Annotated in this window: 23 protein-coding genes and 1 riboswitch; of the genes, 16 read left to right on the top strand and 7 right to left on the bottom strand. The window is 67.7% G+C overall.

Going from position 1 to position 23,522, the window contains the following annotated elements; translation table 11 throughout:
- Positions 1–35: 35 nt before the first annotated feature.
- From aroC to CA236_RS12920, 5 genes are read right to left on the bottom strand one after another with little or no spacing between them, the layout of a single operon-like run.
- Positions 36–1,112, bottom strand: coding sequence for a chorismate synthase (gene aroC / locus CA236_RS12900; RefSeq protein WP_125945905.1), 1,077 nt, complete (start codon positions 1,110–1,112; stop codon positions 36–38).
- On the bottom strand, positions 1,109–1,633 hold the full coding sequence (locus CA236_RS12905; RefSeq protein ID WP_052742560.1) for an N-acetyltransferase: 525 nt from the start codon (positions 1,631–1,633) through the stop codon (positions 1,109–1,111). The genes aroC and CA236_RS12905 overlap by 4 nt, the downstream gene beginning before the upstream one ends.
- A gap of 4 nt (positions 1,634–1,637) precedes the next feature.
- Positions 1,638–2,429: an enoyl-ACP reductase FabI gene (gene fabI, locus CA236_RS12910; protein ID WP_206430563.1), complete on the bottom strand. Its 792-nt coding sequence runs from the start codon at positions 2,427–2,429 to the stop codon at positions 1,638–1,640.
- An 8-nt stretch (positions 2,430–2,437) separates the two neighbouring features.
- On the bottom strand, positions 2,438–3,403 hold the full coding sequence (locus CA236_RS12915) for a YihY/virulence factor BrkB family protein (RefSeq protein WP_241212647.1): 966 nt from the start codon (positions 3,401–3,403) through the stop codon (positions 2,438–2,440).
- A 43-nt stretch (positions 3,404–3,446) separates the two neighbouring features.
- The gene (locus tag CA236_RS12920; protein WP_125945908.1) at positions 3,447–4,391 is read right to left on the bottom strand and encodes a DnaJ C-terminal domain-containing protein; all 945 of its coding nucleotides are present in this window, start codon (positions 4,389–4,391) and stop codon (positions 3,447–3,449) included.
- A 201-nt stretch (positions 4,392–4,592) separates the two neighbouring features.
- On the opposite strand from CA236_RS12920, the gene CA236_RS12925 reads away from it, so the two are divergent.
- The 9 genes from CA236_RS12925 to metH all read left to right on the top strand — a co-directional run bounded on the left by CA236_RS12925 (position 4,593) and on the right by metH (position 14,636).
- A complete protein-coding gene (locus CA236_RS12925) occupies positions 4,593–4,787 on the top strand; it encodes a hypothetical protein (RefSeq protein ID WP_125945909.1) in 195 nt (64 codons plus the stop codon).
- A gap of 64 nt (positions 4,788–4,851) precedes the next feature.
- Positions 4,852–5,253, top strand: a complete 402-nt coding sequence (locus tag CA236_RS12930; RefSeq protein WP_125945910.1) for a hypothetical protein — start codon at positions 4,852–4,854, stop codon at positions 5,251–5,253.
- Positions 5,254–5,296: 43 nt separating this feature from the next.
- On the top strand, positions 5,297–5,911 hold the full coding sequence (gene cobO, locus CA236_RS12935; protein ID WP_125945911.1) for a cob(I)yrinic acid a,c-diamide adenosyltransferase: 615 nt from the start codon (positions 5,297–5,299) through the stop codon (positions 5,909–5,911).
- A gap of 21 nt (positions 5,912–5,932) precedes the next feature.
- Positions 5,933–6,134: riboswitch (cobalamin riboswitch) on the top strand.
- 122 nt (positions 6,135–6,256) lie between these two features.
- Positions 6,257–8,116, top strand: coding sequence for a TonB-dependent receptor (locus tag CA236_RS12940; protein ID WP_125945912.1), 1,860 nt, complete (start codon positions 6,257–6,259; stop codon positions 8,114–8,116).
- Between the two features lie 82 nt (positions 8,117–8,198).
- The gene (locus CA236_RS12945) at positions 8,199–9,020 is read left to right on the top strand and encodes an ABC transporter substrate-binding protein (protein ID WP_125945913.1); all 822 of its coding nucleotides are present in this window, start codon (positions 8,199–8,201) and stop codon (positions 9,018–9,020) included.
- Positions 9,017–9,985 carry an iron ABC transporter permease gene (locus CA236_RS12950; RefSeq protein WP_125945914.1) on the top strand — a complete coding sequence of 323 codons (969 nt, stop codon included), beginning with the start codon at positions 9,017–9,019 and terminating at the stop codon, positions 9,983–9,985. The genes CA236_RS12945 and CA236_RS12950 overlap by 4 nt, the downstream gene beginning before the upstream one ends.
- The gene (locus CA236_RS12955; protein ID WP_125945915.1) at positions 9,976–10,728 is read left to right on the top strand and encodes an ABC transporter ATP-binding protein; all 753 of its coding nucleotides are present in this window, start codon (positions 9,976–9,978) and stop codon (positions 10,726–10,728) included. Before CA236_RS12950 ends, CA236_RS12955 begins: the two co-directional genes overlap by 10 nt.
- 33 nt (positions 10,729–10,761) lie before the next feature.
- Positions 10,762–11,847 carry a homocysteine S-methyltransferase family protein gene (locus tag CA236_RS12960; protein ID WP_231621963.1) on the top strand — a complete coding sequence of 362 codons (1,086 nt, stop codon included), beginning with the start codon at positions 10,762–10,764 and terminating at the stop codon, positions 11,845–11,847.
- A gap of 80 nt (positions 11,848–11,927) precedes the next feature.
- The gene (gene metH, locus CA236_RS12965) at positions 11,928–14,636 is read left to right on the top strand and encodes a methionine synthase (protein WP_125945916.1); all 2,709 of its coding nucleotides are present in this window, start codon (positions 11,928–11,930) and stop codon (positions 14,634–14,636) included.
- A 22-nt stretch (positions 14,637–14,658) separates the two neighbouring features.
- Here metH and CA236_RS12970 read toward each other — a convergent pair whose 3' ends face one another.
- Positions 14,659–14,838 carry a YbdD/YjiX family protein gene (locus tag CA236_RS12970; RefSeq protein WP_125945917.1) on the bottom strand — a complete coding sequence of 60 codons (180 nt, stop codon included), beginning with the start codon at positions 14,836–14,838 and terminating at the stop codon, positions 14,659–14,661.
- Positions 14,835–16,886, bottom strand: a complete 2,052-nt coding sequence (locus tag CA236_RS12975) for a carbon starvation CstA family protein (protein WP_125945918.1) — start codon at positions 16,884–16,886, stop codon at positions 14,835–14,837. Before CA236_RS12975 ends, CA236_RS12970 begins: the two co-directional genes overlap by 4 nt.
- Before the next feature lie 164 nt (positions 16,887–17,050).
- On the opposite strand from CA236_RS12975, the gene CA236_RS12980 reads away from it, so the two are divergent.
- The 7 genes from CA236_RS12980 (at position 17,051) to CA236_RS13010 (ending at position 23,504) form a co-directional block, all read left to right on the top strand.
- Positions 17,051–17,320, top strand: a complete 270-nt coding sequence (locus tag CA236_RS12980) for a hypothetical protein (RefSeq protein WP_046409809.1) — start codon at positions 17,051–17,053, stop codon at positions 17,318–17,320.
- Between the two features lie 51 nt (positions 17,321–17,371).
- The gene (locus tag CA236_RS12985; protein WP_046409810.1) at positions 17,372–17,644 is read left to right on the top strand and encodes a hypothetical protein; all 273 of its coding nucleotides are present in this window, start codon (positions 17,372–17,374) and stop codon (positions 17,642–17,644) included.
- A gap of 108 nt (positions 17,645–17,752) precedes the next feature.
- Positions 17,753–18,007: a ribbon-helix-helix domain-containing protein gene (locus tag CA236_RS12990; protein ID WP_125945919.1), complete on the top strand. Its 255-nt coding sequence runs from the start codon at positions 17,753–17,755 to the stop codon at positions 18,005–18,007.
- An 89-nt stretch (positions 18,008–18,096) separates the two neighbouring features.
- Complete coding sequence (locus CA236_RS12995) at positions 18,097–20,496, top strand: TonB-dependent siderophore receptor (RefSeq protein WP_125945947.1); 2,400 nt, start codon at positions 18,097–18,099, stop codon at positions 20,494–20,496.
- Positions 20,497–20,562: 66 nt separating this feature from the next.
- Complete coding sequence (locus tag CA236_RS13000; protein ID WP_046409812.1) at positions 20,563–21,246, top strand: Fe2+-dependent dioxygenase; 684 nt, start codon at positions 20,563–20,565, stop codon at positions 21,244–21,246.
- Positions 21,247–21,439: 193 nt separating this feature from the next.
- Complete coding sequence (locus CA236_RS13005) at positions 21,440–22,462, top strand: ferritin-like domain-containing protein (protein WP_125945920.1); 1,023 nt, start codon at positions 21,440–21,442, stop codon at positions 22,460–22,462.
- A 49-nt stretch (positions 22,463–22,511) separates the two neighbouring features.
- The gene (locus CA236_RS13010) at positions 22,512–23,504 is read left to right on the top strand and encodes a ferritin-like domain-containing protein (RefSeq protein ID WP_125945921.1); all 993 of its coding nucleotides are present in this window, start codon (positions 22,512–22,514) and stop codon (positions 23,502–23,504) included.
- Positions 23,505–23,522: the final 18 nt, after the last annotated feature.

A 23,522-nucleotide genomic window follows, 5' to 3' on the forward strand; every position in this document is an offset into this window, starting at 1 on the left:
CGTTGGGCGACCATTGTCGGTGCTGAAAACTAAACTCAGATGTCGGCGCCTGTTTGTCCCCGATGCATCAGGAACTGGTCGGCGAGGACCAGTGCCACCATCGCCTCCACCACCGGTACGCCGCGAATGCCGACGCATGGATCATGGCGGCCGCGGGTGGCGATCTGCGCCGCTTCACCCTCGCGGTTGATCGTATCCACCGGGGTGAGGATCGAACTGGTCGGCTTGAACGCGGCGCGCACCCGGATCGGCTGGCCGGTGGCGATCCCGCCGGCGATGCCGCCCGCATGATTGGCCAGGAACAGAGGCGCGCCCTCGCCGGGACGCATCGGATCGGCGTTTTCCTCGCCCGAGAGCGCGGCGGCAGCGAAGCCGTCACCGATTTCCACGCCCTTTACCGCGTTGATCGACATGATCGCGGCGGCAAGCTCGCTGTCGAGCTTGGCATAAAGTGGCGCGCCCCAGCCGGCGGGAACGCCCGTTGCCTCGCACGCCACCACCGCACCGAGCGAGGAGCCCGCCTTGCGCGCGGCATCAACCTTCTGCTCCCAGCGCGCCGCGGCGGCGGCATCGGGACAGAAGAACGGATTGGCATCGATCTGCGCATCATCGAATGCGGCGGGGTCGATCGCATCGCCGCCGATCGCCTCGACCCAGGCGCGGATCCGAACGCCGGGGATCACCGCGCGCGCCACTGCGCCCGCCGCTACCCGCGCCGCCGTCTCGCGCGCCGAGGACCGCCCACCGCCGCGATAATCGCGAAAGCCGTATTTTGCGTCATAGGCGTAATCGGCGTGACCCGGACGATAGGCGAGCGCGACCTCCGAATAATCCTTCGACCGCTGGTCGACATTCTCGATCATCAGGCTGATCGGGGTGCCGGTGGTGCGGCCCTCGAACACGCCCGAGAGGATACGGACCTGATCGGGCTCGCGCCGCTGGGTGGTGAAGCGCGAGGTGCCGGGGCGCCGCTTGTCGAGCCACGGCTGGATATCGGCTTCGCTCAAGCCGATACCCGGCGGGCAGCCGTCGACCACCGCGCCCAGCGCCGGCCCGTGCGATTCGCCCCAGGTGGTGAAGCGGAACATCCGGCCAAAGGTGTTGAAGCTCATTGCGCCCCCAGTCGCGCAAAGGCGGGGGCATGGTGCGCCGCCTCGCGCACGCCGCACGGCGTCAGCCCGCCCTGCAGCGGCAGCGCCATGAAATTGTCCCCTGCGTAAGGGGAATCGAAATTGCGCGCGACCGCGGCGTCATAGCCGAATCGGTTGTAGAAGGCGGGATCGCCCAGCACGAAGCTCAGCACCACGCCCGCGCTTTCCAGCTGTTCATGCGCTGCCTGGACCAGCGCCTCCGCCACGCCCTGCCGGCGGTAGGCGGGCGCAACGGCGAGCGGGGCGAGGGCAACGGCGGGCACCTGCTTGCCCGCGACCGTCACGTCCATCCGGCTGAATACGATCGCGCCGGCCAGCGCGTCGGCATCCTCGTCATGCGCGATCAGCGTCAGCACCATGTCGCCCGCGATGCACAGGTCGCGCACCAGGTCGGCCTCCTCCGGATAGGGGAAGCTGGTGCGCAGCAGTGCATCGATCGCGGCGACATCGCCGCCGGCGGCCGGGCGGATCGCGATGGTCACGGCGTTACGACAGCGCGATGTCGGGCGCGTCCTCGGCCTTCATGCCGATCACATTATAGCCGGCGTCGACATGGTGGATCTCGCCCGTCACGCCGCTCGCCAGATCAGACAGGAGGTAGAGGCCGGCGCCACCGACATCGTCGATCGTCACGTTGCGACGCATCGGCGAATTCAGCTCGTTCCACTTCAGGATGTAGCGGAGATCGCCGATGCCGCTCGCCGCCAGCGTCTTGATCGGCCCGGCGCTGATCGCGTTGACGCGGATGTTCTCCGGCCCGAGATCGGTGGCGAGATATTTCACGCTGGTTTCCAGCGCCGCCTTCGCCACGCCCATCACGTTATAATGGGGGACGACCTTCTCCGCGCCATAATAACTCAGCGTCAGCAGGCTGCCGCCTTCCGGCATCATCGCGCGCGCCCGCTTGGCCACCGCGACGAAGCTGTAGGCGGAAATGTTCATGGTCATCAGGAAGTTGTCGAGGCTGGTGTCGACATATTTGCCGCGCAGCTCGTTCTTGTCCGAAAAGCCGATCGCATGGACGACGAAATCGATCGTCGGCCAGTCCTGCGCCAGTTCATCGAACGCCGCGTCGAGCGCCGCCATGTCGGACACGTCGCAATTGATCAGCCGGCTGGAGCCGAGCTGCTCGGCGAGCGGGCGCACCCGCTTCGCCAGCGATTCCCCCTGGTAGGAAAAGGCAAGGTCCGCGCCTGCCTGCGCCAGCTTCTGCGCAATCCCCCAGGCAAGCGACTTGTCATTGGCCAGGCCCATGATGAGCCCACGCTTGCCCGCCATCAATCCATTCACGTCGTTGCCCTTGCTTCCGAACCCGGGGGGACCCCCTCTAGCCCGTTCTCCGGTGGTTCCGCCAGCGCCGCGTTGAGATGCGCGCCGAACACGAGACCAAGACCGATCAGATAGAAGAACAGCAGCATGACTACCACCCCCGCCAGGCTGCCGTAGGTCAGGTCATAGCCGCCAAGGTTGGACAAGACCAAGGGCAGGCCCGCCGTCATGCCCACCCACCAGGCGGTGGTGAACAGCGCGCCGGGCCACACACGGTTGCCCGAATAGCGATATTTGGATGGCGTCACGAAGTAGAACAGCATCCACAAGGCGCCGAACATCACGACCCCTGGGATCGCGCGGCTGAGCCCGACCCAGCGGGCAATGTCCTGCGCGAAGGGCAGCAGATTGTAGATGAACTGTTCCGTCGCGGTCAGGATGCCCTGCACCAGGAAGGAGATCAGCGCGAGCAGGACGGACACGACGATGCCGAAGGTGAGGCCAAGGCGCGAGCGCCACAATGATTGCGAACTGCGCGTGCCATAGGCGCGGCGGAAGATCTCGCGGATCGCCTCGACGAAGCTGCCCACCGTCCACAGGCCGATCAATGCGCCCAGCCACAACAAGGCGCCGGTGCGCGCCGCCAGCACATCGGCTATCGGCTTGCGAAGGATGCTCGCGACGTCTGGCGGCAGGACATGGAGGAAGGATTCCACCGCCTGCCGCGTGCCCTGGTCCTGCCCCAGCGCGCCGAGCACGGCGGCGGCGACGATGAAGAACGGGAACACCGTCATCAGCGCCAGATAGGCAAGGTTGCCGGCGTGGATGAACCCGTCATTGTAGACGCCGACGCAGGCGCGCTTCACCACTTCATAGGCATAGCTGCCGGGTCGGACCTTGGCGAGCTGATGGTCGAGCTTGGTGCGGGCGGCGCCGTGATGCTTGCGATCTTCCGGCGTCAGTGATCCCGCTTCCTCGCTCAACCTATCGCCCCCGTTGCTGTACGACCCGATCCTGTAAGAAAGGTCAGACGCCCATGTCGGCGCGCGGGTTCCCGCCGCCGGACCAGCCCTCGACGAAGCTGGCGAGCGCGGCATCGTCGGCCGGAATCTGGATCATCAGCGTGACGAGCTGATCGCCGCGCGTGCCGTCCTTGCGGTGAAAGCCCTTGCCCTTCAGCCGCAGCGTGCGGCCCGAGGACGATCCCTTGGGCACGGTCAGCATCACCGGCTTCTGCACCGTCGGCACCTTGACCGGGCCGCCGTTCACCGCCTCCGCCAGGGTGATCGGCAGGTCGAGGCGAACGTCGTCGCCATCGCGGGTGAAGAAGCGGTGCGGCTGGACGTCGATCGTGACGATCGCATCGCCGGCGCCGCCCGGACCCTGCTCACCCTTGCCCGACAGGCGCATCTGAGTCCCCGTCTCGACGCCGGGCGGCAGTTTCAGGTCGATCGTCTTGCCATCGGCCAGCGTGATCCGCTGCGGCTCCAGCGCGGCGGCATCGACGAAGGGGACGCGCAGCCGATAGGCGACATTCTCGCCGCGCGGCGCGGCGCGCTGCCGCCGGCCGAAGCCGCTGGAAAAGCCGCCGCCAGCCCCGCCGGCGCGGCCGCCGAACAGCCCTTCGAAGATGTCGGACATGTCGACGCCCTCGGCGCCGCCGAAATCCTCGCTGCGGAAACCGCCGCCGGCGGAGCGCCCGCCGGCAAAGCCGCCGCCGCCAAAGCCCGCCCCGAAGGGCGAGGTGGGATTGCCATCGGCATCGATCTCGCCGCGGTCGAACCGGGCGCGCTTGTCCTTGTCGCTCAGCAGGTCATAGGCATTGGTGACCTGGCTGAAGCGTTCCGCCGCCTTGGGATTGTCCTGATTACGGTCGGGATGCAGCTCCTTTGCGAGCTTGCGATATGCTTTCTTGATCTCGGCCTCGGAGGCGCCACGCGCTACGCCGAGCGTCGAATATGGATCAGCCATTGTTGCCCCGTTGGTGTGTTACCCGGCTATGTGGGGCAGCGCCCGAGCGAGTGCAATGCAGGTTATCCGTCATCCGCATCCGTGAGGGGAGGGCTTTGCTGTGCGGGCGATCGAGCAGCCTGGCCGGTGGAACGTTCCGCCCGGCGGTATTTACCGCCCGCGGGGTTCCCGCGCCGTGCCGACGCGGCTAGGGCGCGCGCCATGCAATCCGACCTGTGCTCCCCTGACCTATATGCCGATGCCGGCCGGCCGTTGATCGATGTCATCCGCGAGGCGCTGCGCATGGCGGACATGCTGGGGCTGTCGACCACCAGCCTTCACCTGAACGCCGGGCTGGTGACGCTGGACGGCGAGGGCGTGCCGCCGATGGCGAAACAGGTCTGCGCACGCTGCTGATCGTGCCGCCGCCGGCCTGTCGATGGTCAGCGTGCGTTCAGCAAGCCGGGCGCAGCCTTCCCGCATGAATATGTTTGCACCCGCCCTTCTCGCCGCGGCCGTGCTGGCCGCTCCCGCCACCGCAGCCCTGCGCGACACGCCGGAGGTGCAATTGCAAAAGGCGCTCGCCGGGCGCGTCGCCGGGGAGCCGGTGCGCTGCATCAGCACCACCGCGATCACGTCGACTCAGATCATCGACAAGAAAGCGATCATCTACCGCGTCGGCAGCACCCTGTATCTGAACGAGCCGCAGACCGGCGCTGACCAGCTCAACGATTTCGACGCGCTGCTGAACCGCTGGGCCGGCCCGCAATTGTGCCGGACCGATTCGCTCCAGCTGCTCGATCGTACGTCGCGCATCCCGCGCGGCTTCGTCGTGCTCGGCGATTTCGTGCCCTACAAGAAGGCGCCTGCCGCGGCGAAATGAGCCGCCGGTTGCCAGCCGCGCGGCACATGACGATAGCGCGCGGATGACCGACGCACCCGACGATCACGCCCGCCACAATGACCGGATGCGCCGCATGAAGGTGGCGCGCGAAAAGATGCAGGCGCGCCGCACGCTCGAGCGCGGGCTGCTGATCGTCCACACCGGCAACGGCAAGGGGAAGTCCTCCGCCGCCTTCGGCATGGCGATCCGCTCGATCGGCTGGGGGATGCGCGTGGCGATCCTGCAGTTCGTGAAAGGCACGTGGGAAACCGGCGAGCGCCATTTCTTCACCGACCACCCGTCCGACCTCGTCAGCTTCGAAAGCATGGGGGAGGGGTTCACCTGGGACACGCAGGATCGCGCGCGCGACATCGCCGCCGCGCGCCGCGGCTGGGAGCGGGCAAAGGAACTGATCCTCGATCCCGAGATCGACTTCGTGATCCTCGACGAACTCAACATCGTGATCGCCGACGATACCCTGCCGTCGGCGGAGGTGCTGGCGTTCCTGAAGGAGCGGCCGCTGACCAAGCATATCTGCATCACGGGGCGCGGCGCGCGGGCAGAGCTGGTCGAAATCGCCGATCTGGTGACCGAGTTCGGCGAGGTGAAGCACCCGTTCAACGCCGGCTTCAACGCGCAAAAGGGCGTCGAATATTGACCCGCCCCCGCCGCTGATCCTAGGGGCGCGGCCGCGAACGGTTCCCGGAGACGGGATGAAAAGGGAAGTCGGGAAGGGCCAACGGCCTGATCCCGCGCTGCCCCCGCAACTGTGATCGGCGAGTGTCGCCCATCCGCGCCACTGGAAGCTTGAGGCTTCCGGGAAGGCCGGGCGGCACGGTGAACCGAGAGCCAGGAGACCTGCCGGTCGCACGTCGATCCATCGCGCGGACGGGGTGTGCCGGGCGGACGAGGCCGAAACCCTCGAGCGAACGACAAGAGGGATCGGCTGACGGACGGCGCTGTGCAAGGCGCCGGCCGCAGCCCTTTTGTTGGGGCAAGAACAATGAAGACCATCCAATGGCTGGCGGCATCCGCCACCCTGATCGCCGCGCCCGCGCTCGCACAGGAGGGGGCGCAGGAAGCGCCGCCGCGCGGCGATATCGTGGTGACGGCCAGCGGCGTGCCGCAGGATGTCGACACCACCGGCCAGGCGGTGACGATCATCGACCGCGAGACGATCGAACAGCGGCAGACGGTGGTGCTGAGCGACCTGTTGCAGACGACGCCGGGCGTGACGATGACCCGCAACGGCGGGGTTGGCACGGTCAATTACGTGCGGATCCGGGGCGCGGAGGCGGACCAGACGCTGACGCTGATCGACGGCGTTCGCGTCAACGATCCCTCATCACCGGGCGGCGCGTTCGATTTCGCCAATCTGCTCACCGCCTCGGTCGAGCGGGTCGAGGTGGTGCGCGGTCCCAATTCGGTGCCCTGGGGTAGCCAGGCGATCGGCGGTGTCGTCAACGTGATCACCCAGGCGCCGACGCAGCAGCTGCGCGCGCGCGGCAATGTCGAATATGGCGCGATGGATACGCTGTTCGCCAGCGGCGGCATTTCGGGCGGCAGCGGGATCGTCTCCGGTGCGCTCACCGGCGGGTACCTGCGCACTGACGGCATTTCCGCTTATGATCGCGGCACCGAACGGGACGGCTATCGCCAATATGGCGCCAGCGGCCGGGTCGAAGTGGCGTTCGCGCCCAACATCCGGCTCGACCTGCGTGGCTATTGGGCGGACAGCCGTACCGACCTCGACGGTTTTCCCGCGCCCGCCTTCGCCTTTGCCGATACGCGCGAATATTCCACGGCACAGGAATTGTACGGCTATGCCGGGCTGAACGCCGATTTCCTCGACGGCCGGTTCCGCAACGTGCTGGCGTTCCAGATCGCCGATATCGACCGCGACAATTACGATCCCGATGTCGGCGCCGCGCCATTGTTCCTGTCGCGCGGGCGCAGCGAACGCTACACCTACAAGGGCGATCTGCAGGCGACCGACCAGATCCGCGTCGTGCTGGGGGCGGAGCATGAGACGACGCGCCTTGCCGACGGCACCGACCGGTTCAGCCGCGGCACGACGAGCGTGTGGGGCGAAGTGATCCTGACGCCCGTCGCTGACCTCGCCATCACCGGGGGCGTGCGCCACGACGATGACGATGCCTTTGGCGAGCGCACCACCTTTGCCGCCAATGCCGCCTATACGCTGCCGACCGGCACGACGCTGCGCGCCAGCTATGCCGAGGGGTTCAAGGCGCCGACCTTGTACCAGCTGTATGCGCCCTTCTACGGCACGCCGACGCTCGACCCGGAAACCGCGAAGAGCTGGGACGCAGGGATCGAGCAGCGGCTGATCGGCGGCCGGCTGGTTGCCAGCGCGACCTATTTCAACCGCCGCACGCGCAACCAGATCGATTTCGACGCGCTGACCTTCACCTACAGCAACATCGCGCGCACGCGTGCCAAGGGCGCCGAGTTCGCGCTGCTGATGCGCCCGGTCGACCGCTTCACCGTCAACGCGGCCTATAGCCATGTCGACAGCGAGAACCGCAGCGCGGGGCTGGTCGGCAACGATCTGGCGCGGCGGCCGGCGGACAGCGTCAGCGTCTCGGCCGATTATCGCTTCCCCTTCGGGCTGGCGCTGGGCGCGACCGTGCTGACCGTGGGCGACAGTTTCGATGATGCGGCCAATCGGGTGCGGCTCGACGGCTATACGCTGGCGAACCTGCGGGCCGAGCTGCCGCTGAATGATCGCCTGTCGATCTATGGCCGGGTCGAGAATGTGTTCGACGCCGATTACCGCGTGGTCGCCAATTACGGCACGATCGGGCGGGCGGCCTATGGCGGCCTTCGCGTGAAGCTGGACTGAGGCGTCACCGCGCCCGTTCCCGCCTCATCGCGTTCATTTTGATCGCGACGGGGCGGGGACGGGAGCGGTAGGCTGACGATCGATGCGGCTGATCCTGCTCCTTGCGCTGTTGCTCGCCGGCTGTTCCGGCGCGGCGCCGGCGCGCGTCGGCGAGCGGGGTGGCGGGATCGTCTCGCTTAACCCGTGCGCGGACCAGTTGCTGCTCGCGCTGGTGCCGCCGCAGCGGATCGCCGCGATCAGCCATTATTCGCAGGATCCCCGCGCGACCTCGCTCCCGCTCGACGTGGCGCGCCAGTTCCGCGCCACGGCAGGCACCGCGGAGGAGGTGATCGCGCTCGCGCCCGATCTGGTCATCGCGAGCAGCTTCACGCCGCCGGCGACCCGCGCGGCGTTTGAGCGCGCGGGGCTCCGGACCCTGTACCTCGATTCCCCCACGACGATCGCCGCCAGCCGCGCGCAGATCGCCGAAGTCGCCGCCGCTGTCGGCGCAGCGGGGCGGGGCGGGGCGCTCGACGCGCGGATCGCCGACGCGCTGGCAGCGACACGTGGGAACGGGCCCGGCCCGTCCGCCTTGCTGTTCATCGGCGGCGACCTTGCCAATAGTGACGGCACGCTGCTGCATGAGATGATGCGCCACGTCGGGATGCGCGATGCCGCCGCCGATTACGGCCTGGCGATGACCGGGCGGTTGCCGGTGGAGACGATCATCGCCGATCCACCCGCGGCGATCCTGTCCCCCGACGCTGGCGGGCGCACCGCGACGATGCGTCGCCGGTTGCTCGCGGCGAGCGGCGCAGCGACCCGCGAGGCTTCCTTCCCCCGCACGCTCGTCAATTGCGGCGGGCCGACGATCCCGCCCGCGCTGGAGCGGCTGGCCGCGATCCGCCGGAGCCTTGGCGCATGAGCCGCGTGCCGCTGAACGCCGCGCTGCTGCTGCTCGTCCTCTTGCTGTTCGCCGGCTCACTGATGGCGGGCAAGGCGTGGGTGCCGCTGGACGCCTGGTGGTCGGGCGATCCGCGCTGGATGATCATCGCCGAACTGCGGCTGCCGCGCGCGTTGCTGGCGGTGGTGCTTGGCGCGGTGCTCGGCCTGTCGGGCGCGGTGCTTCAGGGATGGCTGCGCAACCCGCTCGCCGACCCCGGCGTGCTGGGGGTGTCCTCCGCCGCGGCGCTGGGGGCGGTCGCCGCGCTGGTGCTGGGGGTGGCGGGCCAATGGGGCGTGTTCGCCGCGGCGATGGCGGCGGCGATCGGGGCGATGGCGTTGCTCGCCGCGCTCACCTGGCGGGCGGAGAGCCCGGCCGCCTTCGTGCTGGCGGGATCGGTACTCGCCAGCCTCGCCGCGGCGCTTACCGCCTTCCTCATCTCGATCGCGCCCAATCCTTATCTCGTGGCGGAGGTGCTCGACTGGCTGATGGGCGCGCTGACCGATCGCAGCTTCGCCGATCTGGCCCATGCCGCGCCGTTCATGCTGGCCGGTGCGGTGTTGCTGCTCCTGACCGGCCGCAGCCTCGACGCGCTCACGCTGGGCAGCGACGCCGCCCGATCGCTGGGGGTGGACCTCAGGCGCTTGCAGGCGCTGGTGATCGCCGGAACGGGGCTGGCGGTCGGCGCTGGTGTCGCAGTGACTGGCGTGATCGGCTTCGTCGGGCTGGTCGTGCCGCATCTGTTGCGCCCGCTGGTCGGGGCGCGGCCTTCTGCGCTGCTGGTGCCGAGCGCCTTGGGCGGCGCGGCGCTGGTGCTCGGCGCGGATACCTTGTGCCGGCTCGTCCCCGGCGCGGGCGAGGTGCGGCTGGGCGTCGCCATGGCGCTGATCGGTGCGCCGTTTTTCCTCGCCTTGCTGCTGGGCGAGCGAGGGCGGTCATGGGGCTGATCGCCAGCAACCTTGCCGTCACGCTCGGGCGGCGGCGCATCCTCCACGGTATCGACGCTGCCTTCGCGCCCGGGCGGGTGACGGTGGTGCTGGGCGCCAACGGCGCGGGCAAGAGCACGCTGCTGCGCGCCGCCGCCGCGCTGGTGCCGGTGGAGGCTGGCGCGGTGAGCATCGAGGGGGTCGACGTCGCCGCGCTGCCGCCGCGCGATCGGGCGCGAACGATCGGCTATCTGCCCCAGGATGCGGTGGTGCATTGGAACATGCGCGTGCGTGATCTGGTGGCGCTTGGCCGCCTGCCGCACGGCGACGACGACACCGCCGCCGTTGCGCGCGCGCTCACCGCCACACGCACCACGGGCCTTGAGGGCCGACATGTGCGCGACCTGTCGGGCGGTGAACGTGCCCGCGTCTTGCTGGCCCGCGTGCTCGCCGGGGAGCCGCGCTGGCTGCTCGCCGACGAGCCGCTCGCCAGCCTCGATCCACTCCATCAGCTGGAAACACTGGCACTGCTGCGGGATGCGGCGACGCGCGGGATGGGCGTCGTCGTCGTGCTGCACGACCTGACCCAGGCCGCCGCGATCGCCGACGAGGTGCTGCTGCTGAAGGACGGCCGCGTGCTCGCGCATGGCGCCACCGACAGGGTGATGACGCATGCGCACCTCGCCGCGGCTTATGGGGTTGGGGTGGAGGTGCTCGCACGCGCCGACGGCCGCCGCGTGATCGTGCCTGATGAAAGGCTCTGACCACCTGGCTTGAACATATAAAGATATCTTTATATGCTGCGCTTCATGCCCAGCCACGCCAGTCTTGCGCCCGAGGGCGCCCGCGAAGCCCTGCTCGATGCCGCGCGCGAGCGTATCCTCGTCACCGACGGGGCATTCGGCACCGAGATCCAGAACTGGAAGCTGTCGGAGGCGGATTATGCCGGCACGCTTGGCCTTGGCCATGACCAGAAGGGCAACAACGACATCCTCGCGCTGACCAAGCCGGAGGTGCCCGAATCGATCCACCGCGCCTATTTCGAGGCGGGGGCCGATATCGCGGAAACCAACACCTTCTCGGCCAATCGCATCAGCCAGGCCGATTATGGCGCCGAGAATCTGGTGCGCGAGATCAACGTCGAAAGCGCCGCCATGGCGCGCCGTATCGCTGACGAATATGCCGCGCGTGACGGCCGCCGCCGCTTCGTCGCCGGCGCGATCGGGCCGACCAACAAGACGCTGTCGCTGTCGCCCGACGTCAACGATCCCGGCTTTCGCGAGATCGACTTCGACTATCTGAAGCAGGTCTATCGCGAACAGGCGGATGCGCTGATCGAGGGCGGGGCGGACTTCGTCCTGATCGAGACGGTGTTCGACACGCTGAACGCCAAGGCCGGCGTGATGGCCGCGCAGGAGGCGGGCGCCGCGATCGGGCGCGACGTGCCGATCATGCTGTCGATGACGCTGACCGATCTGTCGGGTCGCAATCTGTCGGGCCATACGGTGGAGGCGTTCTGGCACGCCGTGCGCCATGCGAAGCCAGTGACGATCGGGCTGAATTGCTCGTTCGGCGCGCAGCAGCTTCGCCCGCATGTGAAGACGCTGAGCGAGATCTGCGACACGCTGATCATGGTCTATCCCAACGCCGGCCTGCCCAACGAACTGGGCGCCTATGACGAGGCGCCGGAGACGACCGCCGGGCTGGTCCGGGAATGGGCCGACGCGGGGCAGGTCAACGTGCTGGGCGGCTGCTGCGGTTCGACGCCGGCGCATATCAAGGCGATTGCCGACGCCGTGCGCGGTCTGGCCCCGCGGGCGATCCCGGTGCCGCCGGTGCGCACGCGGCTCGCCGGGCTCGAACCGTTCACCATGGCCGCCTAGGCGCGGCTTCCCTGTTGCCGGCCGCCCCCGCGCGGCCGTGTCGCGGGCACGCCCGGCACGCACGGAAAATACTGGATATCATGGCTTCCCAACCCACCTCCTCCACCCAGTTCGTCAACATCGGTGAGCGGACCAACGTCACCGGATCGGCGGCGTTCAAGAAGCTGATCATGGCTGGCGACTATGACGCCGCCGTCACCGTCGCGCTCAACCAGGTCGAGAACGGCGCGCAGATCATCGACGTCAACATGGACGAGGGCCTGCTCGACGCGGTCGAGGCGATGACCACCTTCCTGAAGCGGATCGCGGCCGAACCGGACATCGCGCGCGTGCCGGTGATGATCGACAGTTCCAAATGGGAGGTGATCGAGGCTGGCCTGAAATGCGTGTCGGGCAAGCCGATCGTCAATTCGATCAGCATGAAGGAGGGCGAGGAGAAGTTCCTCGCCGAGGCCAGGAAGTGCATGGCCTATGGCGCCGCCGTCGTCGTCATGGCGTTCGACGAGGTGGGGCAGGCCGATACCGAGGATCGCAAGGTCGAGATCTGCCAGCGCGCCTACAAGCTGCTGACCGGCATCGGCTTCCCGCCGGAAGACATCATCTTCGACCCCAATGTGTTCGCGGTGGCGACCGGGATCGAGGAGCACAACAATTACGGCGTCGATTTCATCAATGCGGTGAAGCGCATCAAGGCGAGCTGCCCGCACGTCCATTTCTCGGGCGGGCTCTCCAACCTGTCGTTCAGCTTCCGCGGCAACGAGCCGGTGCGCCGCGCGATGCATTCGGTGTTCCTCTACCATGCGATTCCCGCGGGCCTCGACATGGCGATCGTCAACGCCGGCCAGCTCGACGTCTATGACCAGATCGACCCCGAATTGCGCGAGGCGTGCGAGGATGTGATCCTCAACCGTCCGGCGCGCTCGGCGGACGAGACGCCGACCGAGCGGCTGATCGCGATCGCAGAGCGGTTCCGCGGGCAGAAGGGCGCCGTCGCCGACGACAGCGCCGCGCTGGAATGGCGCAGCTGGCCGGTCGCCAAGCGGCTGGAGCATGCGCTGGTGCGCGGCATCGACGCCTTCGTGGTCGAGGATACCGAGGAGGCGCGGCAGCAGGCGGCAAAGCCGATCGAGGTGATCGAAGGCCCGCTGATGGATGGCATGAACGTCGTCGGCGACCTGTTCGGATCGGGCAAGATGTTCCTGCCGCAGGTGGTGAAATCGGCCCGCGTGATGAAGAAGGCGGTGGCGCATCTGTTGCCGTATATCGAGGCGTCGAAGGAGCCGGGGGCGAAGGGCAAGGGCAAGATCGTGCTCGCGACCGTGAAGGGCGACGTCCACGATATCGGCAAGAACATCGTCGGCGTGGTGCTCCAGTGCAACGGCTTCGAGATCGTCGACCTTGGCGTGATGGTGCCGTGGACCCGGATCCTCGAGGCGGCGGTGGAGCATGATGCCGACATGATCGGGCTGTCCGGCCTCATCACCCCCTCGCTCGACGAGATGGTGACGGTGGCGGAGGAAATGCAGCGCGCCGGCATGACGATGCCGCTCCTGATCGGCGGCGCGACGACCAGCCGCGTCCATACCGCGCTGAAGATCGACCCCGCCTACAAGGGCGCGGTGGTCCATGTGCTCGACGCCAGCCGTGCGGTCGGCGTGTGCACGCAATTGGTCTCCGACACGCAATCGACCGAGTTCGTCGCCAAGACGAAGGCCGAATATGACGAGGTGCGCGTCAAGCGCGCCAACGCCAGCGGATCGAACCTGGTGTCGCTGGAGAAGGCGCGCGAGAATGCGTTCGTGGCGGACATGGCGCTGAAGCCTGCCGCACCGCTCCAGCCCGGCGTGCACCGGTTCGACGACTGGGATCTTGCCGACCTGCGCGAGGTGATCGACTGGACGCCCTTCTTCCGCTCGTGGGAGCTGGCGGGCAATTTCCCCGCGATCCTCGATGACGCGATCGTCGGCGAAAGCGCGCGCTCGCTCTACGCCGATGCGCAGGCCATGCTCGACACGATCATCGCGGAGAAGTGGCTCACCGCGCGCGGCGTCGTCGGGCTGTGGCCGTGCCACCGCCATGGCGACGACGTGTTCGTCCAGCATCGCCATTCGGACGACCATCGCACCCCCGATGGCGGCAGCGTGCCCGAGCACATCCGCGTGCCTGACCTCGATCGCAGCAACGAGGACAGCCGCCGGTTGTGCTTCCTTCGCCAGCAGGTCGCGAAGCGGGAAGGGCGCGCCAACATGTGCCTCGCCGATTTCATCGATCCGCATGGCGACTGGATGGGCGGTTTCGCGGTGGCGATACACGGCATCGATCCGCACCTGGCGCGGTTCAAGGCCGATACCGACGACTACAACGACATCCTGCTGAAGGCGCTGGCGGATCGTTTTGCCGAGGCCTTTGCCGAGCGGCTGCACCAGCATGTCCGCACCACCCTATGGGGCTATGCGCCCGACGAGCAGCTGACCAACGAGGCGCTGATCCGTGAGCAATATCGCGGCATCCGCCCGGCGCCGGGCTATCCCGCCTGCCCCGATCACACGCTGAAGCCGGAATTGTTCGCAATGCTGGCTGACGGGTCGGGCGATGTCGCGGGAATCACGCTGACCGAAAGCATGGCGATGCTGCCGACCGCGGCAGTCTCCGGCTTCTACTTCGGCCATCCCGACGCAGCTTACTTTGGCGTCGCGCAGATCGGGCAGGACCAGGTGGCCGATTATGCCGCGCGTCGTGGCCGGCCGAAGGATGAGGTCGAACGCTGGCTGCGGCCGAACCTCAGCTAGACGTTCTGTTCGGGCGGGCGGGTCAGCAGCAGCGCCCGCCGCCGCTGCCGTACCGCGCCTGCTGCCGGTCGCGGAAGAATTCCGCGCGGGTCATCGGTGTGCGCTCCGGGTGGCGATCGGTCATGTGCCGGCAATAGGTGTCATAGTCGGGCAGGCCGACCATCAGCCGTGCGGTCTCGGCTACGCGCCCGAGGAAGCTCATCGTGCGATCTCCAGCGCGGGCGGGATTTCGCTCACGCTTGGGGAGGCGATGCGCCGCGCCGCCACGCAGGTGCGCACGGTGTAGAACAGGATCGCCGCCACCACGACGAGGAACAGCGCGCACAATGCCGCGTCGATCCGGTCGTTGAACACGATCCGCCCCATCTCCGCCATCGACGCCGCCGGCTTCAGCACCTCGCCGCGCGCGATCGCGTCCGAAAAGACCTGAGCGTGCGCGAGGAAGCCGATCTTGGGATCGGGGTGGAACAGCTTCATCAGCCCCGCCGTGCCGGTGCACAGCACCAGCCATCCGGCGGGAACGATCGTCACCCAGGCGAAGCGATCGCGCTTCATACGGAACAGCACCACCGTCGCCAGCATCAGCGCAACGGCCGCCAGCATCTGGTTGGAAATACCGAACAGCGGCCACAGCGTGTTCACCCCGCCCAGCGGGTCGGTGACCCCCTGATAGAGGAAGAAGCCCCAGGCACCGACGCACAGCAGGGTGGCGATAAGCCCGGGCAGGAAGCTGGAGGTTTCCTTGAAGCGCGGCGCGGCGAGGCCGAGCAGGTCCTGAAGCATGAAGCGGCCGGCGCGCGTCCCCGCATCGACCGCGGTCAGGATGAACAGCGCCTCGAACAGGATGGCGAAATGGTACCAGAAGGCCTTCATGCCCGGCCCGCCGAGGATCGCGCTGAAGATTTCCGCCATCGCGACCGCCAGCGTCGGCGCGCCGCCCGCCCGGCTGACGATCGTCGTCTCGCCCACCTCGCGCGCGGTGTTCGCCAGCGTTTCCGCCGACACCGGGAAGCCCATCGCCGTTACCGCGGCGGCTGCGGTGACGGGGTCGCCGCCGGTGATCGCGGTCGGCGCGTTCATCGCGAAATAGATGCCGGGATCGAGGATCGACGCCGCGATCAGCGCCATGATCGCGACCGCGCTTTCCATCAGCATCGCACCATAGCCGATGAAGGGCGCATCGCGCTCATTGGCGATCAGCTTGGGCGTGGTGCCGCTGGAAATCAGCGCGTGGAAGCCGGAGACGGCCCCGCAGGCGATGGTGATGAACAGGAACGGGAACAGCGGCCCGGCCCAGACCGGGCCGGTCCCGGAGAAGGCGAACTCGGTCAGCGCCGGCATGCGCAGCGGCGGGGCGAGCACGACGATGCCGATCGCCAGCGCAGCGATCGCGCCGATCTTCAGGAAGGTCGACAGATAGTCGCGCGGCGCGAGCAGCAGCCACACCGGCAGCAACGAGGCGATGGCGCCGTAAGCGATGAGGCCGAAGCACAATTGCACCGGCGTCAGCGTGAAGATCGGGCCCCAGACGGCGCTTTCCGCGACCGACTGGCCCAGGATGATCGCCGCGATCAGCCCGACGAGGCCGATCACCGATACCTCGCCGATCGCGCCGGGGCGGATCCAGCGGGTATAGGCGCCCATCAGCATGGCGAGCGGCACGGTGGCGACCACGGTGAACAGCCCCCAGGGGCTTTCGGCCAGCGCGCGCACCACGATCAATGCCAGCACGGCAAGGATGATGACCATGATCATGAAGGCGCCGATCAGCGCGATCGTGCCCGGAATCGCGCCCATCTCCATACGCACCAGTTCGCCAAGCGAGCGGCCGTCGCGCCGCATGGAGATGAACAGGATCATGAAATCCTGCACCGCCCCGGCAATCACCACGCCAGCGAGGATCCACAAGGTGCCGGGCAGATAGCCCATCTGCGCCGCCAGCACCGGGCCGACCAATGGCCCTGCGCCGGCGATGGCCGCGAAATGATGGCCGAACAGGACACGCCGGTCGGTGGGGATGAAATCCAGCCCGTCGGCGCGCCGCTCCGCCGGGGTCGGGCGCGACGGGTCGATCCCGACCACCGCGCGCGCAATGAACAGCGCATAATAACGATAAGCGATGAGATAGACCGATATCGCCGCCGCGACGATCCACAGCGCGTTGATCGGCTCGCCCCGGACGGTGGCGACCACGCCCAGGCTGACGGCACCGACGATGGCCAGCGCGATCCAGGGAAGATGCCGCGTCATGATCGATCCTCTCTTGCGCGCCTGGCCGTCAACGCCTGCCGGGCGGTTTCGATCGCGCCCTAGTCGATGCGCGTTGCCATCTCCAGTGCGACCGCGCGGGAACCGTGCCGCCGTCTCCGGCGATAAGGCAATTGGAAAGAAACCGCAGCGAGCCGGAGACTGGAATGGCCGAAGCAACCTGGGGCGAGGCGACACCCCCGCCGATCGACTGGAAGATGAGCGCCTCGCTGGAAAATGTGCCGCGCGGCGACGCGGCGGTGCCCGAAGTCACCAGCCTCGAGACGGCGGTGCGTGCCTGGCAGGATCTCGACCCAGCAATGCGCGCCGACGCGGTGCTGAAGCTGGAGCGTCCGGTGTGGCTGATCCCCGAAATGCCGCTGGACAGGTTCGAAGGGGATGGCATCGGCGATCTGGTGCGGGTGCTGCCGGCCTGACCGCGTGCCCGCAACGGACATGGACATCGACCCACGGAAGGATGGACTAGGATGGCGCAAGGCCAGATTGAAATCGACAACAACAGCATTCTCGACAACATCGATGCCGAACTGGTGGAATTCACCGCGGAGGTCGACGGCGACGATTACGAGTTCGCCGTGCAATATGACCTGCTCGAGGCGCTGAGCGGCGACCGGCCCGATGGCGACGGGGTGGAAATGCTCAATCGCTTCATCGACCAGGTGAGCGACGCTGCGCTGTCGGCGCTGTCGCGCAATTCCGACGCCAACCCGATCGTCGTCAGCGAAGCGGACCTCGAATAGCGCGGCGTTCCCGGCGGCGGCGCGGCTAGGCTGCGCCGCCGCCTCGCTGTACGGTCGTGCGATGCCCCTCCGCCCCGAGCACCTGCCCGCGCACGATGCAATCCAGCCATGACCAATATCAACGCGCCGGCAGGGGGCTTCGCGGGCCCGGTCAAGCGATCGATCACCATCGCCGGCCACGCCACGTCGATTAGCCTCGAACCGATGTTCTGGCAGGCGCTGGAGCGCGCCGCCGTCCGCCGCGCGTTGCCCTTGTCGGCACTCGTGGCGCAGGTCGATGCGTTGCGCATCGCGGCCGACGCCCCCCCCAACCTAGCGAGCGCGCTGCGGAGCTGGATCCTGTCGGAAGCGGACAATAAGTAATAATCAGTCGCATTATCGTTGACAGTGCGAACGACTCTCAATAGCTGCCCGGACACAATTTGATACAGTTCAGGGGGGCATGAGAGATGATGGAACGGGTGGGTTCGTCGGGGGCGCCGTCATTCCTCGCACTGGCAGCGGTCGGCTTCATTGCCAGCGCGCCGGCGCAGGCGGCAGCGGGCACGGCAGCACCAGGCGCAGGCACGCCCGCGCCGCAGCAGGTGACGACCGAGGATCGCCGCCGCGACGACATCATCGTCACCGGGCAGCAGGTGACCTCCGAACAGGCCAGCGCCAAGGCGACGCGCCCGGTGCGCGACACGCCGCAGACGGTCACCATCCTCACCAACAAGACGATCGAGGAGCAGAACCTGCTCACGCTGCGCGACGTGCTGTCGACCGTGCCGGGGATCACCTTTGGCGCGGCGGAAGGCGGCGTGGCGCCGTCCGACCAGATCACGCTGCGCGGCTATTCGGCGTCGAGCGACATCACCGTCGATAACGTGCGCGACAGCGGGCAATATACCCGCGGCGACCCGTTCGTGATCGAACAGGTGGAGGTCGTGAACGGCGCCAATTCGGTCTATTCGGGCGCCGGTTCGGTCGGCGGCTCGATCAACCTCGTCACGAAGCTGCCGCAGGCGGAGACCGCGATCCGCGTCGATGGCGGGATCGGCACCGACGATTATTACCGCACCACGATCGACGCGAACGTGCGCGCCACCGACACGCTGGCGTTGCGGTTGAACGCCATGGCACATCGCAATGACGTGCCCGGCCGCGATGTCGAATATAACAAGCGCTGGGGCATCGCGCCGTCCGCCACGCTCGGCCTAGGCGGGCCGACGCGGCTGACGGTGCATTACTTCCACGAGGAAGACGACAATATCCCGCAATATGGCGTCCCTTATTACAAGAACGCCTTCAACAACGGGCCTTTGCCCGGCGTCGATCGCAGCGACTATTTCGGCTATCGCAACGTCGATACGCAGGACATCACGATCGACCGTGCGACGCTGATCTTCGAACATGAATTCAGCGACCGGGTCTCGCTGCGCAACCTCGCGCGGTGGCAGAATGTGCAGCAGCTCTCGATCGTCGGCCCGCCGCAGGGCACCTATTGCCTGCCGGGCAACGTCCAGCCGACCGGCGCGGCCTGCCCGACGACGACACCCGTCGGCTATTATCTGATCGGCGGCCCGCGCGGCAATTACCGCGATGTCACCAACCTGTTGATGTATGACCAGCTCGATCTGCGCGCGACGGTCAGCACCGGCGCGATCGAACATACGCTGGTGCTCGGCGGATCGTACAGCTGGGAGGAGTTCACGCTGTCGACCGGCAACGTGTACCGCAATCCGAACGGCACCGCGGCCTATGCCTCCTTCCCGCTGATCAACTACACCGATCCCAATGTCGTGGCGCCCGGTCCCGCCGGCCGCGTATACGGCAGCAACGTCTATACCGGTCCGATCAATCGGCTGGAATCGGGCCGCCAGCGGGGTGAGCTCAGCAACTGGGCGGTCTACCTCTTCGACACGATGAAGCTCGGCAAGGTCGAGCTGAACGGCGGGCTGCGGCTGGAGGACAATCGCGGCAATTACCAGACCGACGCGCTGGCCGCGAACACCGGCGCAACGGCGACGACACCGCAAGGGCCGATCATTCCCGGCCCGCGCCTCACCAACAATGCGACCTTGTTCTCCTATCGCGTCGGGCTGGTGTACAAGCCGGTCGAGGCGGTCAGCCTTTACGCCGCTTATGGCAATGCGATGACGCCGTCGCAGAACGCCGTGAACGGCGCCTGCACCATCGCGACCTGCAACGTCGATCCCGAAACCGCCAAGAATTACGAGATCGGTGCCAAGGCGGAGCTGTTCGGCGGCCGGCTGCTGCTGACCGCGGCGGCGTTCCGCAACGAACGCGACAAATATCGTGTCGCCTCCAACGATCCGACCGTACCCGATCAGGCGCTGGACGGCCGCTCACGCGTCGATGGTATCGCGCTCGGTGCGACCGGCAAGATCACGCCCGCCTGGGATATCACCGCCAATTACACCTATCTGAAGCCCAAGCTGCTCCAGTCGGTGTCCGATTACTGCCTTGCCAATCCCGGCGCGGCATGTGGCAACACGCCCGCCAATCCCGACCCTGCGCGCGGTGCGCCGCTGCAGAACACGCCCGATCATTCGGGCAGCCTGTTCACCACCTATCGCCTGCCGTTCGGGCTGACGATCGGCTATGGCGTCACCTATCAGGGGACGTTCGCGTTCAACCTGCCGACCGCGACCGCGCCGACGATCTATCGCTCGGACGATTATTGGGTGCACAACGGCTATCTGGCCTATGACATCTCGCCCAGGCTGACCGCGCAGCTGAACGTGAAGAACATTGGTGACGAACTGTATTTCACGCGGATCCGCAACAATGGCTGGGCGACGCCGGGCGACGCGCGCTCGGCGGTGCTGACCGTCGCCTACCGCTATTGATCGCGCGGGCGGGGGGAGGGCGCGTCCTTCCTCCGCCCGCCGACCGCCAAGGATGAACGCCACGCCATGCTGATCGCGATCCCCGACCTGCTCGATGCCGCCGCGGTCGCGCGGCTGCGCGGCATCATCGACGCCGCGCAATGGGTCGATGGCAATGTGACGTCAGGCCATCAGTCGGCGCTGGCCAAGCGCAACGAGCAATTGCCCGAGGACAGCGCGGCGGCGCGCGAGGCGGGGCAGATGGTGCTCGACGCGCTCGGCCGCTCGCCCTTGTTCTTCGCGGCGACGCTGCCGCTGAAGGTATTTCCGCCGCTGTTCAACCGCTACGGCATTGGCCAGACGTTCGGCACGCATGTCGACAATGCGATCCGTATCCAGCGCGGCACCGATTTCCGCATCCGCGCCGACATCTCCTGCACCCTCTTCCTGGCGGATCCGGCCGACTATGACGGCGGCGAGCTGGTGATCGAGGATCTGTTCGGGGTGCAGCGGGTGAAGCTGCCCGCCGGCCATGCGGTGGTCTATCCCTCGTCCAGCCTCCATCACGTGACGCCGGTCACGCGCGGCACGCGGGTCGCGTCCTTCTTCTGGCTGCAATCCATGGTGCGCGACGATGGCGACCGGCGGATCCTGTTCGATCTCGACCGCGCGGTGCAGACGATCGGCGCCGACCGGGGGCAGGGCGATCCGGCAGTGATTCAGCTGACCGGCGTCTATCACAACCTGCTGCGCCGCTGGGCCGACGCCTGATCGCGCCATCTGGCCAGCCGTAGCGGGCGCGCGGACGCGCCCGGTCGATGCGTAAGTCATTCCCCTCCGCCGCGTTTCCCGCTAGCGATACAGGATAAGCTGTCGATCCGTTCAGGAACCCGACAGCGAACGAAGTTACGCACCGGCGGTGACGCGCCTGCCGGTGCGCGCGCACAGGAAGAAGGAAGCCGCGATGTCGCAGACCGATCCGTTGATTGAGGCGCCGCAGGCGTCCGGCGCTGCGGGGGTGCACCGCCGCGGTTTCTTCACTGCCGTGGCCGGCGCCGCTGCGGTCGGGGCGGGCGCGCTGGCGCTCGGCACTAAGGCGAGCGCCCAGTCGCTGGGAGAGGTCGATCCGATCAACTTTGCGCTGAACCTCGAATATCTGCAGGCCAATTTCCTGTCCGTCGCCACCACCGGCAAGACGCTGGTGGCGGCCGATACCTCGGGCACCGGCACGGCGGGCGCTGCGAACGGCGGCCGGCAGAAGACCTTTGCCGATCCCGCGCTCGGCTCCATCGCGCAGGAAATGGCTGCCGATGCGCTGGCGCATGTGAAGTTCCTGCGCGCGCAGGCCAGCACGGTCTATGCCGTCGCGCAGCCGGCGATCGACCTTGGCACCGGGGCGACCAGCGCGTTCAGCACGCTCGCGCGCGCGGCCGGCCTCGTCGGCGCCGGGGCAGGCTTCGATCCCTATGGCACCGACAATGATTTCCTGCTCGGCCTCTACATGCTGAAGGACGTCAGCGTCACCGCTTATGCCGGCGTGCTCGGCTTCCTCGGCACCCCGACCACGGCGGAGGCAGTGGCCGGCATCCTGCAGGTGGAGGCGGAACATGCCGCCACCGTGCGCCTCGCCCTCTATCGTCGCGGGCTGACGCTGCCGTCGCTGATCGACGCGACGGAGGCGATCTCCAATTATCGCGATACGCTCGACGGCACGACCAGCGATTTCGACCAGGGGGTCCGCCCGACCACCAACGCCTCGGGCGCGACGGTCGCCAATGTGGCGCCGCTCAACGGCAAGGGGCAGGTGTTTGTGCGCACCCCGTCGCAGGTGCTCAACATCCTGTATCTCAACGCCGCCACGTCGATCTCCACCGGCGGGTTCTTCCCGGCCGGGCTGAACGGCACGATCAAGACGACGGCCGCGCCGACCCCGACTCCGACTCCGACTCCGACCCCGACGCCCTCGGCCTCGCCGACCGCCGGCTGAGGCCGCGCGCGCCGCGCCCGTCTGTATTCGATTCCAGGATCCCATCGCCATGACCGATCAGGACACCATTCCCCCGATGCTCGACGCTGCCGCCGCGCGCCGCGCCGAACGCCGCCGTTTCCTCCAGCTTGCCGGGGGCGCCTCGATCGCCGCCGGGGGCCTTGCGCTGCTGTCTGCCTGCGGCGGCGATGACGACGACGACAACGGCCCCGCGCCCAATCCGTCGCCCAGCCCGACGCCGACCCCGACGTCGACCAGCAACGCCGATCGCGCCGCGCTAAACTTCGCGCTGCAGCTCGAATATCTCCAGGCGCAATATTTCTCCTATGCGACCACCGGGGCGGGCCTTGATGCGGCGCTGCTGACCGGCACCGGCACGCCGGGCGCCGTCACCGGCGGGTCGACCGTGCCCTTCACCGATGCCGTGATCGCCGCCTGCGCGCGCGAGATCGCCCAGGATGCCCGCGCCCGCGTCGTGGCGCTGCGCACCCTGATCGCGGCGGAGGGGGTTGCTCAGCCGGCGATCAACATTTCCGGCGCTGCCGACGGCGCCTTCACCACCGCGGCGCGCAATGCCACCACGGTCGGCGCAGGGGAACTGTTCAACCCTTATGCCAATGAGGACAATTTCCTCCTCGGCGCCTTCTTCCTGCAGGACGTGATCGTCACCGCCTACAAGGGGCTGGTCGCGCTCGCCAACCTCAACGCGACGCGTGAGGCGTTCACGGGAATCGCCGGTGCACAGGCCTATCACGCCGGCTTCATCCGCACCGCGATCTACGAACGGCCCGCGATCCGCGCACAGACCGTGACGCTCAGCAACTATCGCGACTCGCTCGATGGCGGGGCCGATCTCGACCAGGGCGTGGTCGGCACGAACGGCGCGGCGAACATCACGCCGGCGGACGGCAACGGCATCACCTTCAGCCGCTCGGCGCCTCAGGTGCTGAACGTGCTCTACCTCAACAAGGCCGCGGTTTCGTCGGGCGGCTTCTTCCCCGCCGGGCTGAACGGCGACGTGAAGACCAGCGCGGCCAATTGACCTGCTTCCGGGCGCGGC

The sequence above is a fragment of the Sphingomonas sp. ABOLG genome (assembly GCF_003950435.1).
GTDB lineage: Bacteria > Pseudomonadota > Alphaproteobacteria > Sphingomonadales > Sphingomonadaceae > Sphingomonas > Sphingomonas panaciterrae.